General features: G+C 72.1%; 18 protein-coding genes. 6 read left to right on the forward strand and 12 right to left on the reverse strand.

The features are described from left to right. Positions 1-64 precede the first annotated feature (64 nt). The 4 genes from Q8791_RS16790 to Q8791_RS16805 all read right to left on the reverse strand — a co-directional run bounded on the left by Q8791_RS16790 (position 65) and on the right by Q8791_RS16805 (position 2959). Positions 65-214 (reverse strand): hypothetical protein, encoded by a 150-nt coding sequence (locus tag Q8791_RS16790; protein ID WP_330092658.1) that lies wholly within the window; start codon positions 212-214, stop codon positions 65-67. Positions 215-351: 137 nt separating this feature from the next. Beyond that, positions 352-1773, reverse strand: a complete 1422-nt coding sequence (locus tag Q8791_RS16795) for an aldehyde dehydrogenase family protein (RefSeq protein ID WP_330092659.1) — start codon at positions 1771-1773, stop codon at positions 352-354. Positions 1774-1868: 95 nt separating this feature from the next. Further along, entirely contained in the window at positions 1869-2024 is a 156-nt protein-coding gene (locus tag Q8791_RS16800; RefSeq protein WP_330092660.1) for a hypothetical protein, read from the reverse strand. 299 nt (positions 2025-2323) lie between these two features. Next, entirely contained in the window at positions 2324-2959 is a 636-nt protein-coding gene (locus tag Q8791_RS16805; RefSeq protein ID WP_330092661.1) for a mycothiol-dependent nitroreductase Rv2466c family protein, read from the reverse strand. Positions 2960-3171: 212 nt separating this feature from the next. Here Q8791_RS16805 and pepN point away from each other — a divergent pair, with 212 nt between their 5' ends. Next, positions 3172-5715: an aminopeptidase N gene (pepN, locus tag Q8791_RS16810; protein WP_330092662.1), complete on the forward strand. Its 2544-nt coding sequence runs from the start codon at positions 3172-3174 to the stop codon at positions 5713-5715. Positions 5716-5774: 59 nt separating this feature from the next. On the opposite strand, the gene malQ is transcribed toward pepN, so the two are convergent. Beyond that, positions 5775-7811, reverse strand: coding sequence for a 4-alpha-glucanotransferase (gene malQ / locus Q8791_RS16815; RefSeq protein ID WP_330092663.1), 2037 nt, complete (start codon positions 7809-7811; stop codon positions 5775-5777). Positions 7812-8008: 197 nt separating this feature from the next. Between malQ and Q8791_RS16820 the strand changes: the two genes are divergently transcribed. Beyond that, entirely contained in the window at positions 8009-9331 is a 1323-nt protein-coding gene (locus tag Q8791_RS16820) for an MFS transporter (RefSeq protein WP_330092664.1), read from the forward strand. 18 nt (positions 9332-9349) lie between these two features. Here the strand turns inward: Q8791_RS16820 and Q8791_RS16825 are convergent, their stop codons facing one another. Next, positions 9350-10789 carry an amidase gene (locus tag Q8791_RS16825; protein WP_330092665.1) on the reverse strand — a complete coding sequence of 480 codons (1440 nt, stop codon included), beginning with the start codon at positions 10787-10789 and terminating at the stop codon, positions 9350-9352. Between the two features lie 192 nt (positions 10790-10981). On the opposite strand from Q8791_RS16825, the gene Q8791_RS16830 reads away from it, so the two are divergent. Next, entirely contained in the window at positions 10982-11785 is an 804-nt protein-coding gene (locus tag Q8791_RS16830; protein WP_407942011.1) for a nuclease-related domain-containing protein, read from the forward strand. 289 nt (positions 11786-12074) lie between these two features. After that, complete coding sequence (ilvD, locus tag Q8791_RS16835; RefSeq protein WP_330092666.1) at positions 12075-13937, forward strand: dihydroxy-acid dehydratase; 1863 nt, start codon at positions 12075-12077, stop codon at positions 13935-13937. Between the two features lie 114 nt (positions 13938-14051). Here the strand turns inward: ilvD and Q8791_RS16840 are convergent, their stop codons facing one another. From Q8791_RS16840 to Q8791_RS16850, 3 genes are all read right to left on the reverse strand, one after another. Next, positions 14052-14564, reverse strand: a complete 513-nt coding sequence (locus Q8791_RS16840) for an HIT family protein (protein ID WP_330092667.1) — start codon at positions 14562-14564, stop codon at positions 14052-14054. A 91-nt stretch (positions 14565-14655) separates the two neighbouring features. Next, positions 14656-14862 (reverse strand): FmdB family zinc ribbon protein, encoded by a 207-nt coding sequence (locus Q8791_RS16845; protein ID WP_330092668.1) that lies wholly within the window; start codon positions 14860-14862, stop codon positions 14656-14658. Positions 14863-15176: 314 nt separating this feature from the next. Beyond that, positions 15177-15677, reverse strand: coding sequence for an HNH endonuclease (locus tag Q8791_RS16850; protein WP_330092784.1), 501 nt, complete (start codon positions 15675-15677; stop codon positions 15177-15179). Between the two features lie 375 nt (positions 15678-16052). Between Q8791_RS16850 and Q8791_RS16855 the strand changes: the two genes are divergently transcribed. Continuing rightward, complete coding sequence (locus tag Q8791_RS16855) at positions 16053-18146, forward strand: prolyl oligopeptidase family serine peptidase (protein WP_330092669.1); 2094 nt, start codon at positions 16053-16055, stop codon at positions 18144-18146. Between the two features lie 136 nt (positions 18147-18282). Further along, positions 18283-18723, forward strand: coding sequence for an acyl-CoA thioesterase (locus Q8791_RS16860; RefSeq protein WP_330092670.1), 441 nt, complete (start codon positions 18283-18285; stop codon positions 18721-18723). Between the two features lie 158 nt (positions 18724-18881). Here Q8791_RS16860 and Q8791_RS16865 read toward each other — a convergent pair whose 3' ends face one another. The 3 genes from Q8791_RS16865 to ettA all read right to left on the reverse strand — a co-directional run bounded on the left by Q8791_RS16865 (position 18882) and on the right by ettA (position 22014). Then, positions 18882-19466, reverse strand: coding sequence for a GNAT family N-acetyltransferase (locus tag Q8791_RS16865; RefSeq protein ID WP_330092671.1), 585 nt, complete (start codon positions 19464-19466; stop codon positions 18882-18884). 132 nt (positions 19467-19598) lie between these two features. After that, a complete protein-coding gene (locus Q8791_RS16870) occupies positions 19599-20117 on the reverse strand; it encodes a globin (RefSeq protein ID WP_330092672.1) in 519 nt (172 codons plus the stop codon). Positions 20118-20349: 232 nt separating this feature from the next. Next, on the reverse strand, positions 20350-22014 hold the full coding sequence (gene ettA / locus Q8791_RS16875) for an energy-dependent translational throttle protein EttA (protein ID WP_330092673.1): 1665 nt from the start codon (positions 22012-22014) through the stop codon (positions 20350-20352). Positions 22015-22048: the final 34 nt, after the last annotated feature.

Genomic DNA, 22048 nt, shown 5'->3' on the forward strand with positions numbered 1-22048 from the left:
GGGAGCACGGCGCCCCGCCTCGCGTCCGGGGACGCGGGCGGGGCGCCGTAGTGCACGGGTCCGCTCAGACCGCGCCGGCGGCGGCAGCGGCGACGCTCAGGCCCAGGACCGCGAAGAGGGCCATGGAGATGATGGCGACGGCGTTGTAGACGATCATCGACTTGATGTCCTTGCCGATGGGTCCTGCCTTGGAGACCGCGGGCTTGTTGCTCAACACACACCTCATTGGGTTCGACCAGGGGATGACCAGACGGAATTTTTCCACACCCCACAACGCGGCCGTCACCGGGGCCGATTCCTCGGAACGCCGGTCGGGGGCCGTGAGACCGCGCACACCGGGCACGGCCCCGGTCACATCTGGACGGCCTTGACCTCGCAGAACTCCTCCAGGCCGGGCAGCCCCCACTCCCGCCCGTTCCCGGAGCGCTTGTAGCCGCCGAAGGGCGCCCGCGGGTTGAGGGCGCCGCCGTTGAGCTCGACCTGCCCCGCCCGGAGCCTGCGCGCGACCGCCAGCCCGCTCTCGGGGTCGCCGGACCACACGGCGGCGCTGAGCCCGTACACGGTGTCGTTGGCGATGGCGACCGCCTCCTCGACCGTGTCGTAGGGGATCAGGACCAGCACGGGGCCGAAGATCTCCTCCTGGGCGATGCGCATGTCGTTGCGCACGTCCGCGAAGACGGTGGGCCTGACGTAGTAGCCGCGATCGCGTTCCTCGACGGGCTCGGGGCCTCCGGTGACCAGGCGGGCGCCCTCCTCGACGCCGAGCGCGACGTAGCCCCGGACCTTGTCCAGCTGGGCCTCGGAGACGAGCGGGCCCAGCCGGGTGGCCTCGTCCTCGGGGTCGCCGGGCACGTACTTGGCGGCGGACCCGGCCGCGAGGGAGACCGCCTCCTCGTAGGAGTCGCGGTGGACGAGCATGCGGGTGAGTGCGTTGCAGCTCTGTCCGGTGTTGCGCATGACGTCGGCGACACCGCGCTTGACGGCCTTGGCGAGGTCTGCACCGGGCAGGATGACGTTGGGCGACTTGCCCCCCAGTTCGAGCGCGACCCTCTTGACGGTCTCGGCGGCGACCTGGCTGACGCGGGTCCCGGCGCGGGTCGAGCCGGTGAAGGACACCATGTCCACGCGCGGGTGGGCGGCGATGGCCTCGCCGACGACCGGCCCGGTGCCGGACACCAGGTTGAACACGCCGGCGGGAAGCCCGGCCTCGTGGAGGACCTCGGCGAGGGCGTAGGCGCTCAGCGGGGCGATCTCGCTGGGCTTGAGGACGACGGTGTTGCCCGCCAGGAGCGCGGGGACGACCTTGAGGACGATCTGGTGGAGCGGGTAGTTCCACGGCGTGATGGCGCCGACGACGCCGACGGGCTCGCGCACGATCAGGGAGTTGCCGACCTTCTCGCCGCCGAAGTAGCGCTCACCGGACTCCTCGACCAGGTCGATGTAGGTCCGGAACATGAGGGCCGGCAGGCCGGCCTGCACCTTGCGGGAGAACACCGCGGGCGCGCCGATGTCCCGGGTGATCTCGGCGGCGATGTCGTCGATGCGGGCACTGAACAGCTCGTGGGCCCTGGCCAGGTGGGTGACGCGCTGCCCGGGGGTGAGCGCGGACCAGGCCGGAAAGGCGGCGGCCGCGGCCTCGACCGCGGCGTCGACGTCCTCGGCCGCTCCGGCCGGAACGCTGTCGATGACCTTCTCGGTCGCCGGGTTGACCACGTCCAGGGCGTCGGCGGAGGCGGAATCGCGCCAGGCGCCGTCGATGTAGAGGGATCGCATGGACCCACTGTCGCAGAACGCGATTCGGGTTGACCAGACCGGGACCGCGACGGGACCGCTCACCCGTGGTTCCACGGATACCGGCGGTACCGGTGTCAGCCCCAGTGCGGCGGGCGGTCGGCGATGAGCCGTGCGGTGGAGTCCTCCTCGGAGTCCTCGCCCCAGCCCACTCCGCGTTCGTCGCCGGTGGTGTCGGGCAGGATGTCGAGGTCGTCGAGGAACTCGGCCCTGCGGTCGTCGGGTCCGGGCATGGGCGGTCCTTCGCTCTCGTGTCGTTCGGTGCTCCGGCCGCCGCGGTCCGGCGGCGCGGACCGGCGTCCTGCGCCCGGCGGGCCCTCTCCGGGCCCTCCTCCAGTGTGCCGTGTCGTGCCCGCCTCCTGGACCGCGCCCGCCCGCCGCCGGGACCCGCCCCGCGACGGCGGCACGGCGCAGGCGGCCGGGGGCCGCCCCGCACCGCGCCCACGGGAGGGACGGCGCACGGCGGAGAGGCCTCCGCCCGTGTGCTGCGGCGGACCGTGGCACACGGGCGGAGTCCTCACGGCCCGGCCGTTCAGTCGAAGACGGGGTTGCGGGTGCGAGTCCGCTTGAGCTCGAAGAACCCGTCGGTCCCGGCGACCAGGCGGACGCCGTCCCACAGCTTCCCGGCTTCCTCGCCGCGCGGGACGGGGGTGACGACCGGGCCGAAGAAGGCCACGCCCTCCACCTGGACGACGGGGGTGCCGACGTCCTCGCCGACCAGCTTCATGGCCTCCCCGTGCGAGGCGCGCAGCGCCTCGTCGAACGCGGTGCTCCCCGCAGCCTCCGCCAGGTCCTCCGGGAGGCCCGCGTCCGCCAGCGCGGCGCGGATGGTGTCCGTGTCGCGCGGCTCGGCGCCGTTGTGGAAGCGGGTGCCGAGGGCGGTGTACAGGCTCCCCAGGACCTCGGGGCCGAAGCGCTGCTCGGCCGCGACGCAGACACGCACGGCGGCCCAGGACAGGTCGAGGGACTTCCGGTAGCTCTCGGGCAGGTCCCTGCCCTCGTTGAGCACGCCCAGGCTCATCACGTGCCAGCGCACTCTCACCGGCCGGACCTTCTCGACCTCGACGAGCCAGCGCGAGGTGATCCACGCCCACGGGCACGCGGGGTCGAACCACATGTCGGCGTACACGGTCCCGGACCCGTCGTTCGGGTCGGTCGTCTGCGTCATCGCTGCTCCTCGGATCAGAAACGGGGGACGGGAACTTCACGTCGTAGGTAGGCAACCCCGGCCATCGGTTGCGCATTCCGCTCGCGCGCGTGGCAGGATCAGTGCCGAGTGAAGACGACCTCCGGCCCGACGACGCTCCACCCACGCGGCGGACTCGCCGTGGTCGGCAACGATCCGGCCGACGACGACGGCGGCCGTGGAGGGAGCGTGGCGTGGCAGGGAACCTGACACGGGACGAGGCTCGGGAACGGGCGCGGATTCTCAGCGTCGACTCCTACGCAGTGGAGCTGGACCTGACCACCGGTGCCGAGACCTTCCGGTCCACCACCGTGGTCCGTTTCTCCAGCTCGGAGGCGGGTGCTCGCACGTTCGTCGAACTGGCCGCCCCGAGGGTGCTCACGGCGACGCTCAACGGTGCCGAGCTCGACCCCGCGCTGTTCGACGGCGAGCGCCTCGTCCTTCCCGAGGTGGCCGCCGAGAACGAGCTGACGGTCGTCGCCGACGCCGCCTACATGCGCACCGGCGAGGGACTGCACCGCTTCGTGGACCCCGTGGACGACTCGGTGTACCTGTACACCCAGTTCGAGACGGCGGACGCGCACCGCATGTTCACGTGCTTCGACCAGCCCGACCTGAAGGCCTCCTTCGAGCTGACGGTGTTCGCTCCCCCGTCGTGGGAGGTCGTGTCGAACAGCGCCCCCGACGTGGTGCGCGAGGCGGCCGGCGAGGAGCGGGTGCGCTGGCACTTCCCCGCCACGCCCGTGGTCTCCACGTACATCACCGCGCTCATCGCGGGCCCGTACCACGTGGTGCGCGACGAGCACGACGGCATCCCGCTGGGCCTGTACTGCCGGGCCTCGCTGGCCGAGCACCTGGACGCCGACGCCCTGTTCGAGGTCACCAAGCAGGGCTTCGACTTCTTCCACGGCCTGTTCGACCTGCGGTACCCGTTCGGCAAGTACGACCAGCTGTTCGTGCCCGAGTTCAACGCGGGAGCCATGGAGAACGCGGGAGCGGTGACCTTCCTGGAGGACTACGTCTTCCGGTCCCGGGTCACCGACGCCCGCTACGAGCGCCGCGCGGAGACGATCCTGCACGAGATGGCGCACATGTGGTTCGGTGACCTGGTCACCATGCGCTGGTGGGACGACCTGTGGCTGAACGAGTCGTTCGCGACCTACGCCAGTGTGTACTGCCAGGCCAACGCCACCAAGTGGACCGACGCCTGGACGACCTTCGCGAACGTGGAGAAGTCCTGGGCTCTGCGCCAGGACCAGCTGCCCTCCACCCACCCGATCGCCGCCGACATGGTCGACATCCAGGCGGTCGAGGTCAACTTCGACGGCATCACCTACGCCAAGGGCGCCTCGGTGCTCAAGCAGCTCGCGGCGTACGTGGGCGTGGACGCGTTCTTCGCGGGCGTGCGCGCCTACTTCAAGGAGAACGCGTTCGGCAACACCGAGCTGAAGGACCTCCTCAAGCACCTGGAGGCCGCCTCCGGCCGGGACCTGTCGGGCTGGTCCCGCGAGTGGCTGGAGACCACGGGCGTCAACACGATGCGCCCGGAGTTCGAGGTCGACGCCGACGGTGCCTTCACGTCGTTCGCGGTGCTCCAGGAGGCCGCCCCCGAGCACCCGACGCTGCGCTCGCACCGTCTGGCGATCGGGCTGTACGACCGCACCCCCGACGGCATCGTGCGACGCGAGCGGGTGGAGCTGGACGTCAGCGGAGCGCGCACCGAGGTGCCCGCGCTGGTCGGCACGGTCCAGCCGGACCTGGTGCTGATCAACGACGACGACCTCACCTTCACCAAGCTCCGCCTCGACGAGCGCTCCCTGCGCACGGTGGTGGAGGGCGCGGGCGAGATCCGCGAGTCGCTGCCCCGGGCCCTGGCCTTCGGCGCCGCCTGGGACATGACCCGCGACGGCGAGATGGCCGCCCGCGACTACGTGGCCCTGGTGATCTCCGGGATCAGCGGCGTGGACGACGTGATGGTCGCGCAGACCCTGCTGCGTCAGGCCGCCTCGGCCCTGCACATGTACGCCGACCCGGCGTGGCGGCCGTTCGGGTTCGAGCAGCTCTCCGACCGGCTCCGCGAGCTGCTGACCGCGGCCGAGCCCGGCGGCGACCTCCAGCTCGCCTACGCCAACGCGCTGGCGGGCACGGCCGTGAGCGACGCCCACCTGTCCCTGATCCGCGGTCTGCTGGACGGCGCGATCACCGTGGACGGGCTGACCGTGGACACGGACCTGCGGTGGACCCTGCTGCGCCGCCTGGTCGCGTCGGGTGCGGCCGGCGAGGCCGAGATCGCCGCCGAGTTGGAGGCCGACCCGACGGCCGCGGGCCAGCGGCACGCCGCCGGGGCCCGCGCCGCGGTCCCGACCGCCGCGGCCAAGGCCGCCGCGTGGGAGCGGATCGTGGGCGAGGAGCTGGCCAACGCCGAGTTCCGCGCGGTCCTGATGGGCTTCACCGAGCCCGGCCAGGCCGAGCTGTACCGGCCCTACATGGAGAAGTACTTCGCGCAGCTGGCCCCTGCGTGGGAGAAGTGGACGGGCGAGTTCGCCCAGACCTTCGCCGAGGTGGTCTACCCGAGCGGGCTGGTGGAGCAGGCGACGCTGGACCGCACGGACGCCTACATCGCCGAGGCCGACCCCGCCCCGGCCCTGCGCCGCCTGCTGATCGAGGGCCGTGCGGGCGTGGAACGCGCACTGCGCGCCCGCGCCGTCGACATCGCCGCGGGTGGGAACCGCCCGTAGGGACGCACGACGCGGCGGCCCCGGGGAGTCCCCCGGGGCCGCCGGCGCGTCCGGGCCCTCTACAGGGAGCGGCCCCGGCCACCGCCGACCGGTCCGAGCGTGCGGCGGATGCGCGCCACCATGCGGGGGTCGGCCAGCAGCTCGTCCACGAGCACCGGCTCGCCCTCGGCGCTGGTGAGCGGGATGCGCCAGTTCGGGTACTCGGTGCTGGTGCCGGGCTGGTTCTGCATCCGCCGATCCCCCACCACGTCGGTGAGCGCCACCCCGATCATCCGGGCCGGGGTCGCCACCAGGTAGGCGTGCATGGCCGCCACCACGGCGGCCGGGTCGGCCACCGGGTCGACCCCGTCTTCCAGCAGGCCCAGCTCCACCAGCAGCACGCGCCACCGCTCCACCCGGGCCTCGGCCTCGGCCCTCTCCTCCTCCACCGGGCGTGCGAGGAGGCCCAGCCGGTCGCGCAGTTCCACGTGCTCGGCGGACAGGAACGATCCCACCGGCGGCAGGTCGTGCGTGGCGACCGTGGCCAGGCAGTCGGCACGCCACTCCCCGGGCGCGCGCGGTGCACCGCCGGCGTCCTGCTCGAACCACAGGACCGACGTGCCCAGCACCCCGCGGTCGGCGAGGTGCTCGCGCATCCACGGCTCCACGGTGCCCAGGTCCTCCCCGACGACGACGGTGTCCGCCCCGTGCGCGGCCAGGACGAGCGTCCCCACCATGCCCTCGTGGTCGAACCCGACGTAGGTGCCCTGGTCGGCGGAGGCGCCCTCGGGCACGCACCACAGCCGGAACATGCCCGTGACGTGGTCCATCCGGACACCGCCCGCGTGGCGGAGCGCCTGGTCGAGGATCTGCCGGAACGGCGTGTAGCCGAGTTCGGCGAGCCTCCTGGGGTTCCAGGGCGGCTGGCCCCAGTCCTGGCCGAGCCGGTTGAACTCGTCCGGCGGCGCGCCCACGTGCAGCCCGGGGACCAGTGCGTCGCCGTACATCCACGCGTCCGCGCCGCCCGCCTGCACCCCGATGGCGAGGTCGTGCACGATGCCGACGCCCATCCCGCCGGCCAGGGCGGTGGCCTGCGCCTGGGCGAGCTGTTCGTCGAGGACCCACTGGAGCCAGCGGTGGAACTCCACCGCGGGCCACCGGCGCAGGGCCTCCGCGCCCACGGCGCGGGAGCCGGAGTCGCGCAGGTTCCCGGGCCAGGCGCGGTAGTCGCTCCCGTACTCCTCGGCCAGCGCCGACCAGGTCGCGAACTCGACGAGCTCCCTGCCCTCGCGTTCGAGGTAGGCGCGCAGGGACGCCTCCCGGCCGGGCGCGCGAGGGACCTCGAAGAGCACCTCCAGGGCGGTGCGCTTGGCCCTCCACACGGCGTCGCGGTCGAGCAGGTCCGCGGTGCGGCCGCGTTCGCGCAGAGGGCGGGCCAGCCGCTGGACGCCCTCGCGCTGTGCGGGGTCGAGCCTGGCGTACTCGGGCACGTCCTCCACGCGGATGTAGAGGGGGCTGGCGTAGCGGCGGCTGACCGGCAGGTAGGGCGACGGCTCGATCGGCGGCAGCGGCTCGGTGGCGTGCACCGGGTTGACCAGGGTGAAGTCCGCGCCGAGGTCGCGGGCGCTCCAGTCGGCGAGTTCGGCGAGGTCGCGCAGGTCGCCGGTCCCCCACGAGGCGCGTGACCGGACGCTGTAGAACTGCGCCATGATCCCCCACAGGCGCGGGTCGTCCCTCAGCGCGCGCGGCTCCAGCCGGTCGGGGACGACGAGGAGGGGCGCGTCGTGCTCGACGCCGCCGTCGGTGACCCGCAGGACGTGGGAGCCCAGCGGGAGGCCGGGGTCGAAGGGCAGCAGGGAACCGTCGGCGGTCTCGACGACACTGCGCGCGCCGCCGGGCAGCACCAGGTCGGGCGCCTTCCCCTCGCGGACGACGACCGCCGGGGGCAGCAGGCCGCGCGGCACCGCGGCGTCGGGCGCCTCCGGATCCACCCCCAGCGCCCGCAGGACATGACGGATGGTGTCCGGGCCGACCGGGACCTGTCTCCCCCGCCAGTCCTCGTAGCTTGTCGCGACCCCGTACTGCTCGGCCACACGGGCCAGCTGAGCGTCCCTCACAGGAACCGATCATGCCCTACCGGGGCCTCCGTACACCGGAGGTCGTCCCGGCGTGGGGCCAGAACGTGACCGCGGCCGGTGGCCGGTACCGGACGGCGGACGCGGTGCGACGAGACGTCGCGCAACGTGAGGGCCGCTGTTCTGAGCAGGGCGTTAATCGGATCGCCGAAAGGTCCGCCCGTCTGCATAATCGAGGTGTGCTCGCGAACTACCGGCGGCTCTTCGCCACGCCCCACGTCCTGTCCCTCCTCACCTGGTCCCTCGCCGCCCGCTTCTACACGCCGGGCCTGATGATCGCGGTCACGTTCCTGGTCGAGGACTGGACGGACTCCTACACCCTGGCCGGGCTGGTGGCGGGCGCCTTCACCCTCGGCATCGCCGTGGTGGGACCGCTGCGCGGGCGCATGGCGGACCGGGGCGGGACCGACCGGCTGGTGCTGGTGTGCGGACTCGTGTTCAGCGTGGGGCTGGTGGCTCTCGCCCTGCTTCCGGAGGTGCTGTGGTGGCTGTCGCTGCCGCTCGCGCTGGGGACGGGGCTGTTCGGGACGCCCGCCAACCAGATCGTGCGGGCCCTGTGGCCGCGCCTCACCCGCGGACCCGAGAGACAGGCGATCTACGCGGCGGAGGCGACCACGCAGGAACTGCTCTTCATCTTCTCCCCGGTGCTCACCGCGGGTGTCGTGGCGATGGCTGGTCCCCGCTCGGCCCTGTTCCTCCTCGCGGCGCTGGGCGTCCTGGGCGCGGTGGGCTTCGCGTGGTCGCTGCGCCGGGCCGGGGTGACCGGCCCCGCTCCGGTCGAGGCCGCGGGTCCCGCTGCGGGCGCGCGCCCGCGCCGGAGCCTGCTGTTCTACCCTGCCCTGTGCGTGGTCTTCGCGATGTGCCTGCTCATGGTCTCCGGTGTCATCGGCATGGACCTGGTCATCGTGGCCTGGGCCAACGAACTCGACGCACCGCAGTACGTGATGGCGATGGCCTCCGTGTGGGCGCTGGGTTCGCTGGTGGGCGGAGTGGTCGCGGGGTCCCTGCGCGGGCGGCCCCGTGTGGCTCTGCGGAGCTTCGCCGCGGCCTTCGGCCTGGCGATCCTGATCCCGTTCGTGCCGCCGGTCATGCACCTGCCCAGCCCCCTGCTGATCACGCCCCTGCTGTTCGTGTCGGGGCTGGCCCTCGCTCCGACCCTGGCCGCGGTGATGGGGCGCATCGGGGACACGGCTCCGGCGCACCGCAGGGCGGAGGCGTTCGGTTGGACGGCCACGGCGATGGGGACCGGGGGCGCGATCGCCGGGCCGCTCACCGGTGCGCTGATCGACTCCGACGGCATTGCCGGCGGCGTGGCCGGGGCGGCCGGCCTCGTCCTGGTGGCGGCGGTGCTGAGCCTGTTCCTGGGCCGCCCCGGGCCCGAGGCCGAGGCCGACGGCGGACCGACGGTGGAGGAGGTCGCGCCCGTCCTGGACGCGCCTCCGGTGCACGGCGCGGCCTCGGGCGCCGAGGCTGCGGTGTCCGCGGCCGACGAGCCGCGCTGACCCCCGCCGTGCGGCGGGTCAGCCGTTCCAGCCGGGCGGCACCCGGTGGAACCACGGCCTGGCCTGTTCGAGCTGTGCCGACAGCGCCAGCAGGGTGCCCTCGCCGCCCATACGCCCGGTGAGCATCGACCCGATCGGCAGGCCGTCGGCCGACCAGTACAGGGGGACGTTCACCGAGGGCTGGCCCGAGACGTTGTAGACGGACGTGAACGGTGTGAAGGCGGTCATCCTCCGGAACTCCTCCTCGGGCCCGGCTCCGGAGAAGTGGCCCACCTGGACCGGGGGCATCGCCAGCGTGGGGGTGAGCACGGCGTCGTAGGGCTCGGCGGCGGCGACCAGGGAGCGGACACCGCGCTGCAGCCGGGCACAGGCCGCGATGTAGGCGGGGACCGGCGTCGACCGGGCGCGCTCGCGCAACCAGCGGTTGAGGGGGCCGAGTTCGGACTCCCGGCCGGGGGGTACCGGGGAGGCGGAGGCCATGGCGGCCCAGATCACCTGGAAGTCGTCGGTGAACGTGCCGCCGAAGTGGGCGTCGCCGGGCTCGGGCACCTCCTCGACGTCGTGGCCGAGTTCCGTCAGGAGGCGGACCGCGTCCTCGTGGGCCGCCGCGACCTCCGGGTGGACGGTGATGCCCGCCGACCCGGTGGAGGCGTAGGCGCCGATGCGCAGGCGTCCGGGCTCCCGGTCCACGTGGTCGGTGAACGTCTCGCCCGGGGCGAGGGGCGGCGCGGTGTAGTAGTCCCCGGGCCGCGAGAACGCCATGACGTCCAGGAGCAGGGCGGCGTCCCGGACGTCGCGGGTGAGGGGCCCGGCGGTCGACAGCCCGACGAGGTCGGGTTTGAGGGGCGACCCGGAGACCCGGCCGCGGGTGGGCTTGAGTCCGAAGAGGCCGCAGACCGCGGCGGGGATGCGGATGGAGCCGCCGCCGTCGCTGCCCTGTGCGACCGGCGCCAGTCCGGCGGCGACGGCCGCGGCAGCCCCGCCGCTGGAGCCTCCGGGTGAGAGGTCGGTGTTCCACGGGTTGCGGGAGGGTGCGGCGACGCCGTTCTCCGTGTAGCAGCTGGAGCCGAACTCGGGGGTGTTGGTCTTCCCCACCATCACGGTCCCCGCGTCGCGCAGGCGCGCGACCAGGTCGGAGTCGACGGGGGCGACGGTGTCGCGGTGGACGGCCGAGCCCTGCGTGAAGCGGACCCCGGCGACGGGGTCGAGGTCCTTGACGGGGACGGGGACGCCGAGGAGCGGCGGCAGGGGGTCCGGCGTGTCGCCCGTCAGCCTTTTCTCCGCGTAACGGGCCTGCTCGAGCGCCATTTCCGAGGCGACCGTAATGTACGCGCCATAGCGGCGGTCAAACCGCTCGATCCGGTGCAGATAGTGCTCTGTGATCTCAGGAGGGGACAGTTCACGACTGCGGACCATCGCCGCGAGCCGGTGTGCCGGAAGGTCGTGGATCTGGGTCATGCCGACCCAGATTAGTGGGAACCACAGGGGGCACCACGAAGGTGAACCGCAGTTCCCCCGAGAGATCGACCAACCCCTGACCATTCCCCGGCCCGGCACATTCGACACCCGTCGACACCGAACCGTAAGGGAACAAAAGTGTGAGAAGTAATGCACTAGGACTCGGATATGGATAGAACTAACCTGTCCGACGTGGAATCGGCAACCAGAGTGAACGGCCAGAGCCAACCGCCCCAGAACTCCGAGGAGGAAGGGCTCGAAACCCTCTTCTTCCCCAACCAGCGCAAGAACAAGGAGCCCTCGGGCACCAGAGCCGTGTACGGCGCGCTCAAGGACAACCAGTCGGCGCGCAAGTGGGTCGTCCGCTCGATCAGCGCGGCCGCGGTCACGGCGGTCTTCGGCCTCGTCACGTCCGACTGGCGCCTCGCCGCCACACTCGGCATCTTCACCTTGGTCGGCACCATGGTGTACCACTCCCGACGCGAGTCGGAGATTCCGCGTTGGCGCAAGCCCTCGGCCGTGCAGCGGCGTACCGAGGTCCAGCTCAAGGTCATGAAGCAGCTCGGCTACCGCGTGCTCCACGCGCGCGCGGTGCCCGGCGGCAACGGCCAGATCGACCACTTCATCGTGGGTCGGCGCGGAGCGTTCGCGATCGACTCCGAGTCGTGGGACAAGCGCCTCCCGCTCCGCAACAAGCTGGAGAAGCTCTACCACGGCCGGTTCAGCAAGAACGAGCGCATCGACGAGGCACTGGAGGAGGCCAAGCGGGCGGAGGAGCTGATCAGCACCGAACTCGGGCGCGAGATCAAGGTGCGGGCGTCGCTGGCCATCTACGGACCCGGGATGCCCTGGGACAGCCACCGGCTGCGCGGAGTGGACATCATCACCGGCACCAAGGTCCGCAAGTGGCTGCGCAGCGGCCGGGACCGACTGACCGAGACCGAGATCGAGGAGATCTACCGAGCCGCGGAGAAGGCCCTCCCTCCCCGGTACTGAACGGGGCGCCTCCCCCTCGGCGCCCCGCCCCCCTTGACGCCGTACGGGCCCGGGACAGACCACGACGCCGTGGCACCCGGGCCTTACGTGTGTCCGGCGGCGGGCCCGCAGCGGCCCCTCGGAACCGCCCCGCCGCTTCGGCCGGACGGCCCCGCCGCGCCCGCGAACCGGGGACCCCACCAGGCCCGTCTCACGATCCGGAAGCCGAGTCTCCCACTCCGAGACCGAAGCCGCTCTCCCGGGGGGCTACCATCGAAGGGAAACACCCGTAACGATGGGAGCCCACCCCATGCCAGCCCTACGCTCACGCACGGTCACACACGGCAGGAACATGGCAGGTGCGCGCGCCCTCATGCGCGCCACCGGCGTAGAGCGCGAGGACTTCGGCAAGCCCATCGTGGCCGTGGCCAACAGCTTCACCGAGTTCGTCCCCGGCCACGTTCACCTGCGCGAGGTCGCCGACGTGGTCGCCACGGCGATCCGCGAGGCGGGGGGCGTCCCCCGCGAGTTCAACTCCATCGCCGTGGACGACGGCATCGCCATGGGTCACGGCGGCATGCTGTACTCGCTGCCGAGCCGCGAGCTGATCGCGGACTCGCTGGAGTACATGGTCAACGCCCACTGCGCCGACGCCCTGGTGTGCGTGTCCAACTGCGACAAGATCACCCCGGGCATGCTGCTGGCCGCGCTGCGCCTCAACATCCCGACGGTGTTCGTCTCCGGCGGCCCCATGGAGGCCGGCAAGGTCACCGTGGTGAACGGCACCGCCACCACCGTGCGCAAGCTCGACCTGATCAACCCCATGATCGCCGCCGCCGACGAGAACGTCTCCCAGGCCGAGCTGGACGAGATGGAGGAGGCCGCCTGCCCCACCTGCGGCTCCTGCTCCGGCATGTTCACCGCCAACTCGATGAACTGCCTCACCGAGGCGCTCGGCCTGGCCCTGCCCGGCAACGGCACCGTGCTCGCCACCCACACCGCGCGCCGCGCCCTGTACGAGGACGCCGGGCGGCTGGTCGTGGAGGCCGCCAAGCGCTACTACGAGGACGACGACTCCTCCGTGCTCCCCCTGTCGATCGCGACCCCGGCCGCGTTCGGCAACGCCATGGCCCTGGACGTGGCCATGGGCGGCTCCACCAACACGATCCTGCACCTGCTGGCCGCCGCCACCGAGGCCAACGTCGGGTTCGGCCTGCCCGACATCGACGCGGTCTCCCGCCGGGTGCCGTGCCTGTGCAAGGTCGCGCCCAACACGGAGAAGTACCACATCGAGGACGTCCACCGGGCCGGCGGCATCCCCTCCATCCTGGGCGAACTCGCCCGCGGCGGGCTGCTCGACACCTCCCTGCCCACGGTGCACGGCAAGACCATCGGCGAGTTCATCGCCGACTGGGACATCACCTCCGACACCGTCCTGCCGAAGGCCGTGGAGCTGTTCCACGCCGCGCCGGGCGGCAGGCGCACCACCAAGGCGTACTCCCAGGACACCCGGTGGGACACCCTGGACGCCGACCGGGAGAACGGCTGCATCCGCTCCGTCGAGCACGCCTACACCAAGGACGGCGGCCTGGCCGTGCTGTTCGGCAACCTCGCCCCCGACGGCGCGATCGTCAAGACGGCCGGCGTGGAGGAGGAGCTGTGGACCTTCTCCGGCCCCGCCAAGGTGTTCGAGTCCCAGGACGACGCCGTCGACGGCATCCTCAACAAGCAGATCGAGCCCGGTGACGTGGTGGTCATCCGCTACGAGGGCCCCAAGGGCGGCCCCGGTATGCAGGAGATGCTGTACCCGACGAGCTTCCTCAAGGGCCGCGGTCTGGGCAAGGCCTGTGCGCTCATCACCGACGGCCGCTTCTCCGGCGGCACCTCGGGCCTGTCGATCGGCCACGCCTCCCCCGAGGCCGCGGCCGGCGGCGACATCGCCCTGGTGGAGGACGGCGACATCGTGACCATCGACATCCCGAACCGGGGCATCGCCTTGGAGGTCTCCGCCGAGGAGCTCGACGCCCGGCGCGAGCGCCTGCTCAAGGAGCTGGGGCGGTTCCGCCCGCGCAACCGGCAGCGCCCCGTGACGGCAGCGCTGCGCGCCTACGCCGCGATGGCCACCTCGGCCTCGACCGGCGCCGCGCGCGACGTGTCGCAGATCGAGGGGTAGGCGACCAGGAAGCCGAACTCGCAGGGGGCGGTCCCGTCGGGGCCGCCCCCTCGTGCGCGCGGAACCGGGGCCGGCTGCGGCCCGCGGACAGCGGCGCGCGTCCCGGGGACGCGGCTACCCGCGGCCGGCGCGCCCCCCTCGCGCGGCGACGGCCTCCCGCAGGCGAGCGGCCAGGTCGGCCGCCTCGTGCGGTGTCGGCGACAGGACGCCGTTCTCCGTCATCAGGGCGTGGAACTGCTGCTCGCCGTAGGGGACCCCGGGCGGCAGGCAGGCCACGTGCCAGTGCAGGTGGGAGTTCCCCTCGCGGCTGCCGAGCGAGTACAGGTAGGTCCGCTCGGGGGAGAGCACGTCCTCGACGGCGAGGGCGACCTCCCTGACGAAGCGCATGAGCCGGGTGTAGGCGGCCTCGTCCAGATCGCGCACCACGTGCTCCACGTGCGCCTTCGGAGCGACCAGGACCTTGCCGGGAAGGGTGGGCCAGCGGTCGAGGAAGGCCACGTTCTCCTCGTCCTCGGCCACCGTGTCGTGGGCGTAGCCCGCGTCTCCCGCGAGGAACGCGCAGACGAAGCACGGGCCGGTCCGTGCCCGCTCGGTATATCCGTCGAGGTCCATCCGTTGTCGGTCCACGGTCGCCGCGGCTCCTCTCGTCGTCGGTCCGGGCCCGCGGGGTCGCGCCGGCCCGGACGGTCCTGCGCGGGTCCGCGCGGGCGTCGGGGTCTCAGGAACAGCAGCCGCCCCCGCAGCACCCCCCGCCGCCGGAGGGCGCGGGGGCGGACGCGCGTCCGCCCACCGCCACGGTGGACAGCAGCCGCACGGTGTCGCCGTGCCCCTGCGGGCAGGACGCGGGGTCACCGGCCTCGGCCATCGGACGGGAGAGCTCGAAGGTGTCGCCGCACTCGCGGCAGCGGAAGTCGTATCTCGGCATGCCGTCAGAATACGGCCGCTCCCCGCCTCCGGGACATCGTGTGCCCCTGCGCGGAGGCGCCGGTGGGGCCGGTGGGGCCAGTGGGGCGGGCAGGGCCGGTGGGACCGCTCGTCCCCCGCCGAAGCGGGGAGCCCCGGCCCGGGCGTGCGGCGGCGGAGCGGGGCCGGGCGCCCGGGCACACACGGCCGCCCCCCGGCCGCCCGTGAGGGCCGCACCGAAGGGCGGAAGGGGTGTGGCGGGGGCCGGGTGGGACGCCCGGTTCCAGCCCCGCCGAACCGCTGGAGCCCGTTCGCCGGCACGTGACCGGCCGAACGCTACGCCGCGAGGTGGGCCATGTACGGCTCCCACTGGGGGTCGCCGTGCAGATCACCGTTGATCAGCCGCCAGTGGGGACCCTTCGGCACCTTCGGGGTGATGTGCAGCTCCCAACCGAGTTCGTCCAGGAACTTGTCCGCCTTGCGGTGGTTGCACGGCTTGCAGGCCGCGACCACGTTCTCCCACACGTGCGCACCGCCACGGCTGCGCGGGATGACGTGGTCGATGGTCTCGGCCTTCTTCCCGCAGTAGCCGCACACGTGCCTGTCCCGCCGCATGAGCGCCACACGGGTGAGGGGCACCCTGCGGCTGTACGGGACGCTGATGTAGCGCCTGAGCCGGATGACCGACGGCACGTCGTAGGCCCGCGTCGCCGAGTGCAGCACCGTCCCCGTGTCGTCCTGGTGGACGACCTCGGCCTTCTCCCGCAGCACGAGGAGAATCGCCCTTCGCAGGGGCAGTGTCGTCAGTGGTTCGAAGCTGGCGTTGAGCAGCAGCACGTGGCGGCGGGCGGTCCCTGTGCCACCCTCCCGGCTGCTTCGGGCGCTCATCGCGTCGCCCCGGTCGTGTCGAACGACCGTGTCTCTTCCCCGGCCAGCCGTTCGGCCAGCCAGGAGACCTCCCTGTGCACCGATCCGAGGATCGGTGGTTCCGTACGCCTTGCCACACGGACCTCCCGGTGGTCCCGCCGAGTTGCGTCCCGCATTCAGTTTGCGTGGTCGGACCGCCCCGGCGCCACCCCAATTTACGCCGGGCCGCCCAGAAACCGCGTGTTAACGCTTTTCGTGGTCCTATTGTGCGCTCGACAAACCCCGATTCAGCCTGCCGCCGCGCCGAACACTCAGAGGTTGATAGCGGTGGATAGAGTGCGAAGTATGCGTGAACTCCGCTACCCCCGCGCCGAACGGCTCCACCTCATCGAGAATCTGCACGGCCGCGAGGTCGGCGACCCCTACAGGTGGTTGGAGGACGACGAATCCACCGCCACCAAGGAGTGGGCAGCGGCACAGGACACCCTCTACGCCGAGGCCTCCGGGCGGTACACCGCGCGCGACTGGTTCGCGGGCGAGCTCCGGTCCCTCCTCGGCGCCGGAGCCGTCGGATCCCCCGTCTGGCGGGGCGACCGCCGTTTCTTCGTCCGCCGCACCGCCGACCAGGAGCACGCGGTGCTCTACGTCCGTGACGGCGACGGCCCCGAGCGCGTCCTGGTCGACCCCGGTGCGCTCGACCCCGGGGGCCTGACCACCCTGGACGCCTGGAAGCCCGGCCCCGACGGGCGCCTGCTCGCCTACCAGCTCTCCGAGGGCGGCGACGAGGAGTCCGTCCTGCGGATCGTGGACGTCGACAGCGGCGACCTGGTGGACGGCCCGGTCGAACGGGCCCGCTACAGCCCGATCGCGTGGCTGCCGGACTCCTCCGCCTTCTACTACGTGCGGCGGCTGCCCCGGGAGGAGGTCCCCGAGGGGGAGGAGGGCTACCACCGGCGCGTGTACCTCCACCGGCTGGGGCGCCCTGTCGCGGAGGACGTCCTGATCTTCGGGGCCGACCGCGACAAGACGGAGTACTTCAGCCCCTCCGTGAGCCGGGACGGCCGCTGGCTGATCCTCCTCGCGGTCCGGGGCACCTCCTCGGCCACCGACATGTGGATCGCGGACCTGTCCGACGGCGACCTGGAGCGGCCGCGGCTGGTGCCCGTCCAGGAGAACGTCGACGCCGGCCTGAGCGCCCACGTGGGCCGGGACGGACGCCTCTACCTGTACACGGACCGGGACGCGCCGCGCGGACGCCTGTGCGTGACCGACCCGGCCGACCCCCGCTACGAGAACTGGACCACCCTGGTCCCCGAGGAGCCCGAGGCGGTGCTGGAGGACTACGCCCTCCTCGACGGCCCCGGCCTCGAACGCCCCGAACTGCTGGTCTCCCACAGCCGCCACGCCATCAGCGAGGTCACCCAGCGCGACCTGCTGACCGGGGAGATCCTGGGCGTCGTGGACATGCCCGGCCTGGGCACAGTCGGCGCGCTCTCCGAACGCCCCGAGGGGGGACACGAGGCGTGGTTCGGCTACACGGACAACACCCATCCGTCCTCGGTGTACCGCTACGACGCGCTCACCGGCCGGGTGTCCGTGTGGGCCGACGCCCCGGGGAGCATCGACCTCCCGGACGTGAAGGTCGAACAGGTCACCTACACGTCGGGGGACGGAACCCCCGTCCGCATGCTGGTGGTGTCCCCCGCGGCCCCCGCGCAGGGCCCGCGCCCCACCATCCTCTACGGGTACGGCGGCTTCCGGATCTCCCTCACCCCCGCCTACTCCGCGGTCGCCCTGTCCTGGGTCCGCGCGGGCGGCGTGTACGCCGTCGCCAACCTCCGCGGAGGCCTGGAGGAGGGCGAGGAGTGGCACCGCTCGGGGATGCTGGCCCACAAGCAGAACGTCTTCGACGACTGCGCCGCCGCGGCCGAGCACCTGGTCGCCACCGGTGTCACCGCCCCGGACCGCCTGTCCGTCATGGGCGGCAGCAACGGCGGCCTGCTGGTGGGCGCCATGGTCACCCAGCGGCCGGACCTGTTCGCCGCCGCGGTCTGCTCCGCCCCTCTCCTGGACATGGTGCGCTACGAGAGGTTCGGCCTCGGCCAGCTGTGGAACGTGGAGTACGGGAGCGCGGACGACCCCGAACAGCTCGGATGGCTGCTGGGCTACTCGCCCTATCACAACGTCCGTGAGGACACCCGCTATCCCGCGACCCTGTTCACCGTGTTCGACAACGACACGCGTGTGGACCCCCTGCACGCCCGCAAGCTGTGCGCGGCGATGCAGGAGGCGACCTCCGCCCCGGTGGAGGAGCGGCCGGTCCTGCTGCGCCGGGAGGCCGAGGTGGGCCACAGCGCGCGGTCGGTGAGCCGCAGTGTGTCACTCAACTCCGAGCAGCTGGCCTTCCTCGCCCACCACCTGGGGCTCTCCGTGGAGTGACGTCCCCTCCCCGGGCGGCCGGGAGAGCAACGACACAGGAATCGGACACACGGGAAGGGGTCCGCTCCCGGGGGGCGTTGAGACAATCGGAGGAGTCGTACGCCCCCCGGGGAGAGCAGCACGAGAGGACCCAGACGTGACACAGATCGACGCCGGAGCCGTCGGCACCGAGTCGGCCCCCGCGCGGCACGTGCACCTCGCACAGGTCCGCTACGCCGACCTGGACCCGCAGCACCACGTGAACAACGTCCGGATGCTCACCTACCTGGAGGACGCCCGGGTCTCGTTCCTGCGCTACGGCGGCGCCGTCGAGGGCGACCAGGTGTTCGGGGCCATGGTCGTGGCCCGTCAGGAAGCGGACTACGTGGCGCCGCTGCTCCCCCGGACCGACCCGGTGCGCGTGGAGCTGTGGGTGACCGAGGTGCGCAACGCGAGTTTCACCCTCGCCTACGAGATCCTCGACGACGACCGCGTGTACCTGCGGGCGCGGACCGTGTTGGTGGGCTTCGACGTGGCCACGCAGAGCGCCAGACGGCTCGACGCCACCGAGCGCGCCTTCCTCGCCGCGTACGCGTAGCCTCCGGGCGGAGTCCCGCACAGGGGCCCCGGACACGGGACCGCCGGAGCCGTCCTCGCCGCCGGGGCTCCCTCGGGGCCGGGCGGTCGACGACGCGGGAGCGCGCCGGTGTCCGGGAGGGAAGCGCACGGAGAGGACTCCACCGCGGAGTCCGGCCCTCACACCGGGAGGGACCCGCTCCCCGGACCGCGGGCGACGCGGTACAGCACGTTCGGACGCAGGGGCCCCTCGGGCACGGTCGGGTCGTCGAAGTCGGCCTCCGTGTCCCGGGACATACCGATCCTGCGCATGACCGCCTGCGAACGCAGATTGGTGGCCGTGGTCACCGCGAGGACCTCGGGAAGCTCGAGGGCGCCGAAGCCGTGGGCCAGGACCGCCAGAGCGGCCTCGGTGGCGTAACCCCGCCCCCAGGAGGACCGGGCGAGCCTCCACCCGATCTCCACCCCGGTGAACGGCATGCCGTCCTCCACCTCGTCCAGGCCCGCGAAACCGACGAAGCCGCCGGTGTCCCGCACCTCGACCGCCCACCACCCGTAGCCCCGCCGGTCGAAGTCCGCCTCGAACCGGGCCACCGAGGCATCGCTCTGCTCTCGGGTCAGCGGGTCTCCCAGGTGCTCCCTCACCTCGGGGTCGGCGTTCATGGCCGCCCAGGGCTCGAGGTCGCGATCGCGCCACCGCCGGAGGGTGAGGCGGTCGGTACGCAGTTCGGCCATGCCGACCGGCCGAGGGGGGCGCAAGCCCATGGTGGCTCCTTCTCCGGTTCGCCTCTGCCCCGCGGTGCGACCGGGGCGCCCCCGGGGGGCGGGGCGGACGAGGGTCCCGTGCGGCCACGCCACCCTCGGAATGGGAGCCCGCCCGCACCCCCTCGGGCTCCCCTACTTCAGGGAGATGGTGACGGCCTCGCCGTCGTCCCCGTCTTCGTCGGAGGCCACCGACACGCGTGTCGGGTTGGGGACCTCCGGGGCCACGACGTCCTCCTGGACGTTGACCATGCTGTGCGCGGCCATGACCATGTACTCCCACAGCTGGCGCTCCAGCACCTCGTGCAGGTCGAGGGAGTCCACGGCGGCGCGCATGTGCTTGAGCCACAGGTCGCGCTCGGCGGCGCCGATGCGGAAGGGGACGTGCCGCATCCGCAGGCGGGGGTGGCCGCGCTGCTCGTTGTAGGTGCGCGGGCCGCCCCAGTACTGGATGAGGAACAGGCGCAGGCGCTCCTCGGCCGGCCCCAGGTCCTCCTCCGGGTACATGGGGCGCAGGACCGGATCGTCGGCCACGCCCTCGTAGAAGCGGCGGACCAGGCGGGTGAAGGTCTCCTCACCGCCCACGGCCTCGTAGAAGGTCATTCGCACGGGCTGCTCGCCCATGCTCTGCTGGTCATCACGCGCGGAAGTCATCGCGTCCAGGGTACGCGACGTTTCCCGGGCCCCCTCTGGGGCCGGGATCCGGGGAATATCCGCGCGGGCGGCACCCCGTCTCCGGGAACGGCCGAGGGGGCACCGGTGCTCCGGTGCCCCCTCGGGTGTGCGTTCGGACCGAGTGGGACCAGGCCGCGTTCCGCGGATCATTCCGGGCTCGCGTCGATCGGCGCAAGCGCCGAGTCAACCGAAAGCATCCACGGAACACGCCCTAGTCGCGGGTCAGCTTGCGGTGGGTCACCGCGTGCGGACGCGCGGCATCCGGGCCCAGGCGCTCGACCTTGTTCTTCTCGTAGGACTCGAAGTTGCCCTCGAACCAGAACCAGTTGGCGTCGCCCTCCCACGCGAGGATGTGCGTGGCGACGCGGTCGAGGAACCAGCGGTCGTGGGAGGTGATCACGGCGCAGCCGGGGAAGTCCAGCAGCGCGTTCTCCAGGGAGCCGAGCGTTTCCACGTCCAGGTCGTTCGTGGGCTCGTCCAGGAGCAGCAGGTTGCCGCCCTGCTTCAGGGTGAGCGCCAGGTTGACGCGGTTGCGCTCACCGCCGGAGAGCACACCGGACTGCTTCTGCTGGTCGGAGCCCTTGAAGCCGAACGCGGCCACGTAGGCGCGGCTCGGGATCTCCACCTTGCCGACCGTGATGAACGACTCGCCGTCGGAGATCGACTCCCAGACGTTCTTGGAGTTGTCGATCCGGCCCCGGTACTGGTCGACGTAGGAGATCTGGACGGTGTCGCCGACCGTGATCTTGCCCTGGTCGGGGGTCTCCTCGCCGACGATCATCTTGAACAGGGTGGTCTTGCCGACGCCGTTGGGGCCGATGACACCGACGATGCCGTTGGGCGGCAGGGAGAAGCTGAGGTTCTCGATGAGCACACGGTCGTCGAACCCCTTGGTGAGGTTCTTGACCTCGACCACGGTGTTGCCCAGGCGCGGACCCGGCGGGATCTGGATCTCCTCGAAGTCCAGCTTGCGGGTCTTGTCGGCCTCCGCGGCCATCTCCTCGTAGCGGGCCAGGCGGGACTTGCTCTTGGTCTGGCGCGCCTTGGCGTTGGAGCGGACCCACTCCAGCTCGTCCTTGAGGCGCTTGGCCTTCTTGACGTCCTTCTGCCCCTCGACCTTCAGGCGGGCCTGCTTGGTCTCCAGGTAGGTGGAGTAGTTGCCCTCATAGGGGTAGAACTGGCCGCGGTCCAGCTCCAGGATCCACGTGGCGACGTGGTCGAGGAAGTACCGGTCGTGTGTGATCGCGATGATCGTGCCGGGGTACTTGGCCAGGTGCTGCTCCAACCAGTTCACGCTCTCGGCGTCGAGGTGGTTGGTGGGCTCGTCGAGCAGGAGGAGGTCGGGCTGCTCGAGGAGGAGCTTGCACAGGGCGACCCGGCGCTTCTCACCACCCGAGAGCTGGGTGACGGAGGCGTCCCCGGGCGGGCAGCGCAGGGCGTCCATCGCCTGCTCCAGCTGGCTGTCCAGGTCCCAGGCGTTGCGGTGGTCGAGCTGCTCCTGGAGCTTGCCCATCTCCTCGAGCAGGTCGTCGGAGTAGTCCGTCGCCATCTGCTCGGCGATCTCGTTGAAGCGGGTCAGCATCGCCTTGGTCTCGGCGACGCCGTCCTCGACGTTCTCCAGGACCGTCTTGTCCGCGTCGAGCTGCGGCTCCTGCGCGAGCAGCCCGACACTGAACCCGGGCATGAGTCGCGCCTCGCCGTTGGACGGCTGTTCGATGCCGGCCATGATCTTCAGAAGCGTCGACTTACCCGAACCGTTGGGGCCCACGACGCCGATCTTGGCTCCGGGCAGGAACGACCCCGAAACGTTGTCAAGGACGACCTTGTCGCCGTGCGCTTTGCGCACGTTGTTCATGGTGAAAATGTACTCCGGCATGCCTCCAAGCCTAGGGCGTCGCGGCCCATGCCCC

It is taken from the genome of Nocardiopsis codii (assembly GCF_036327455.1).
GTDB classification, from domain to species: Bacteria; Actinomycetota; Actinomycetes; order Streptosporangiales; family Streptosporangiaceae; genus Nocardiopsis; species Nocardiopsis codii.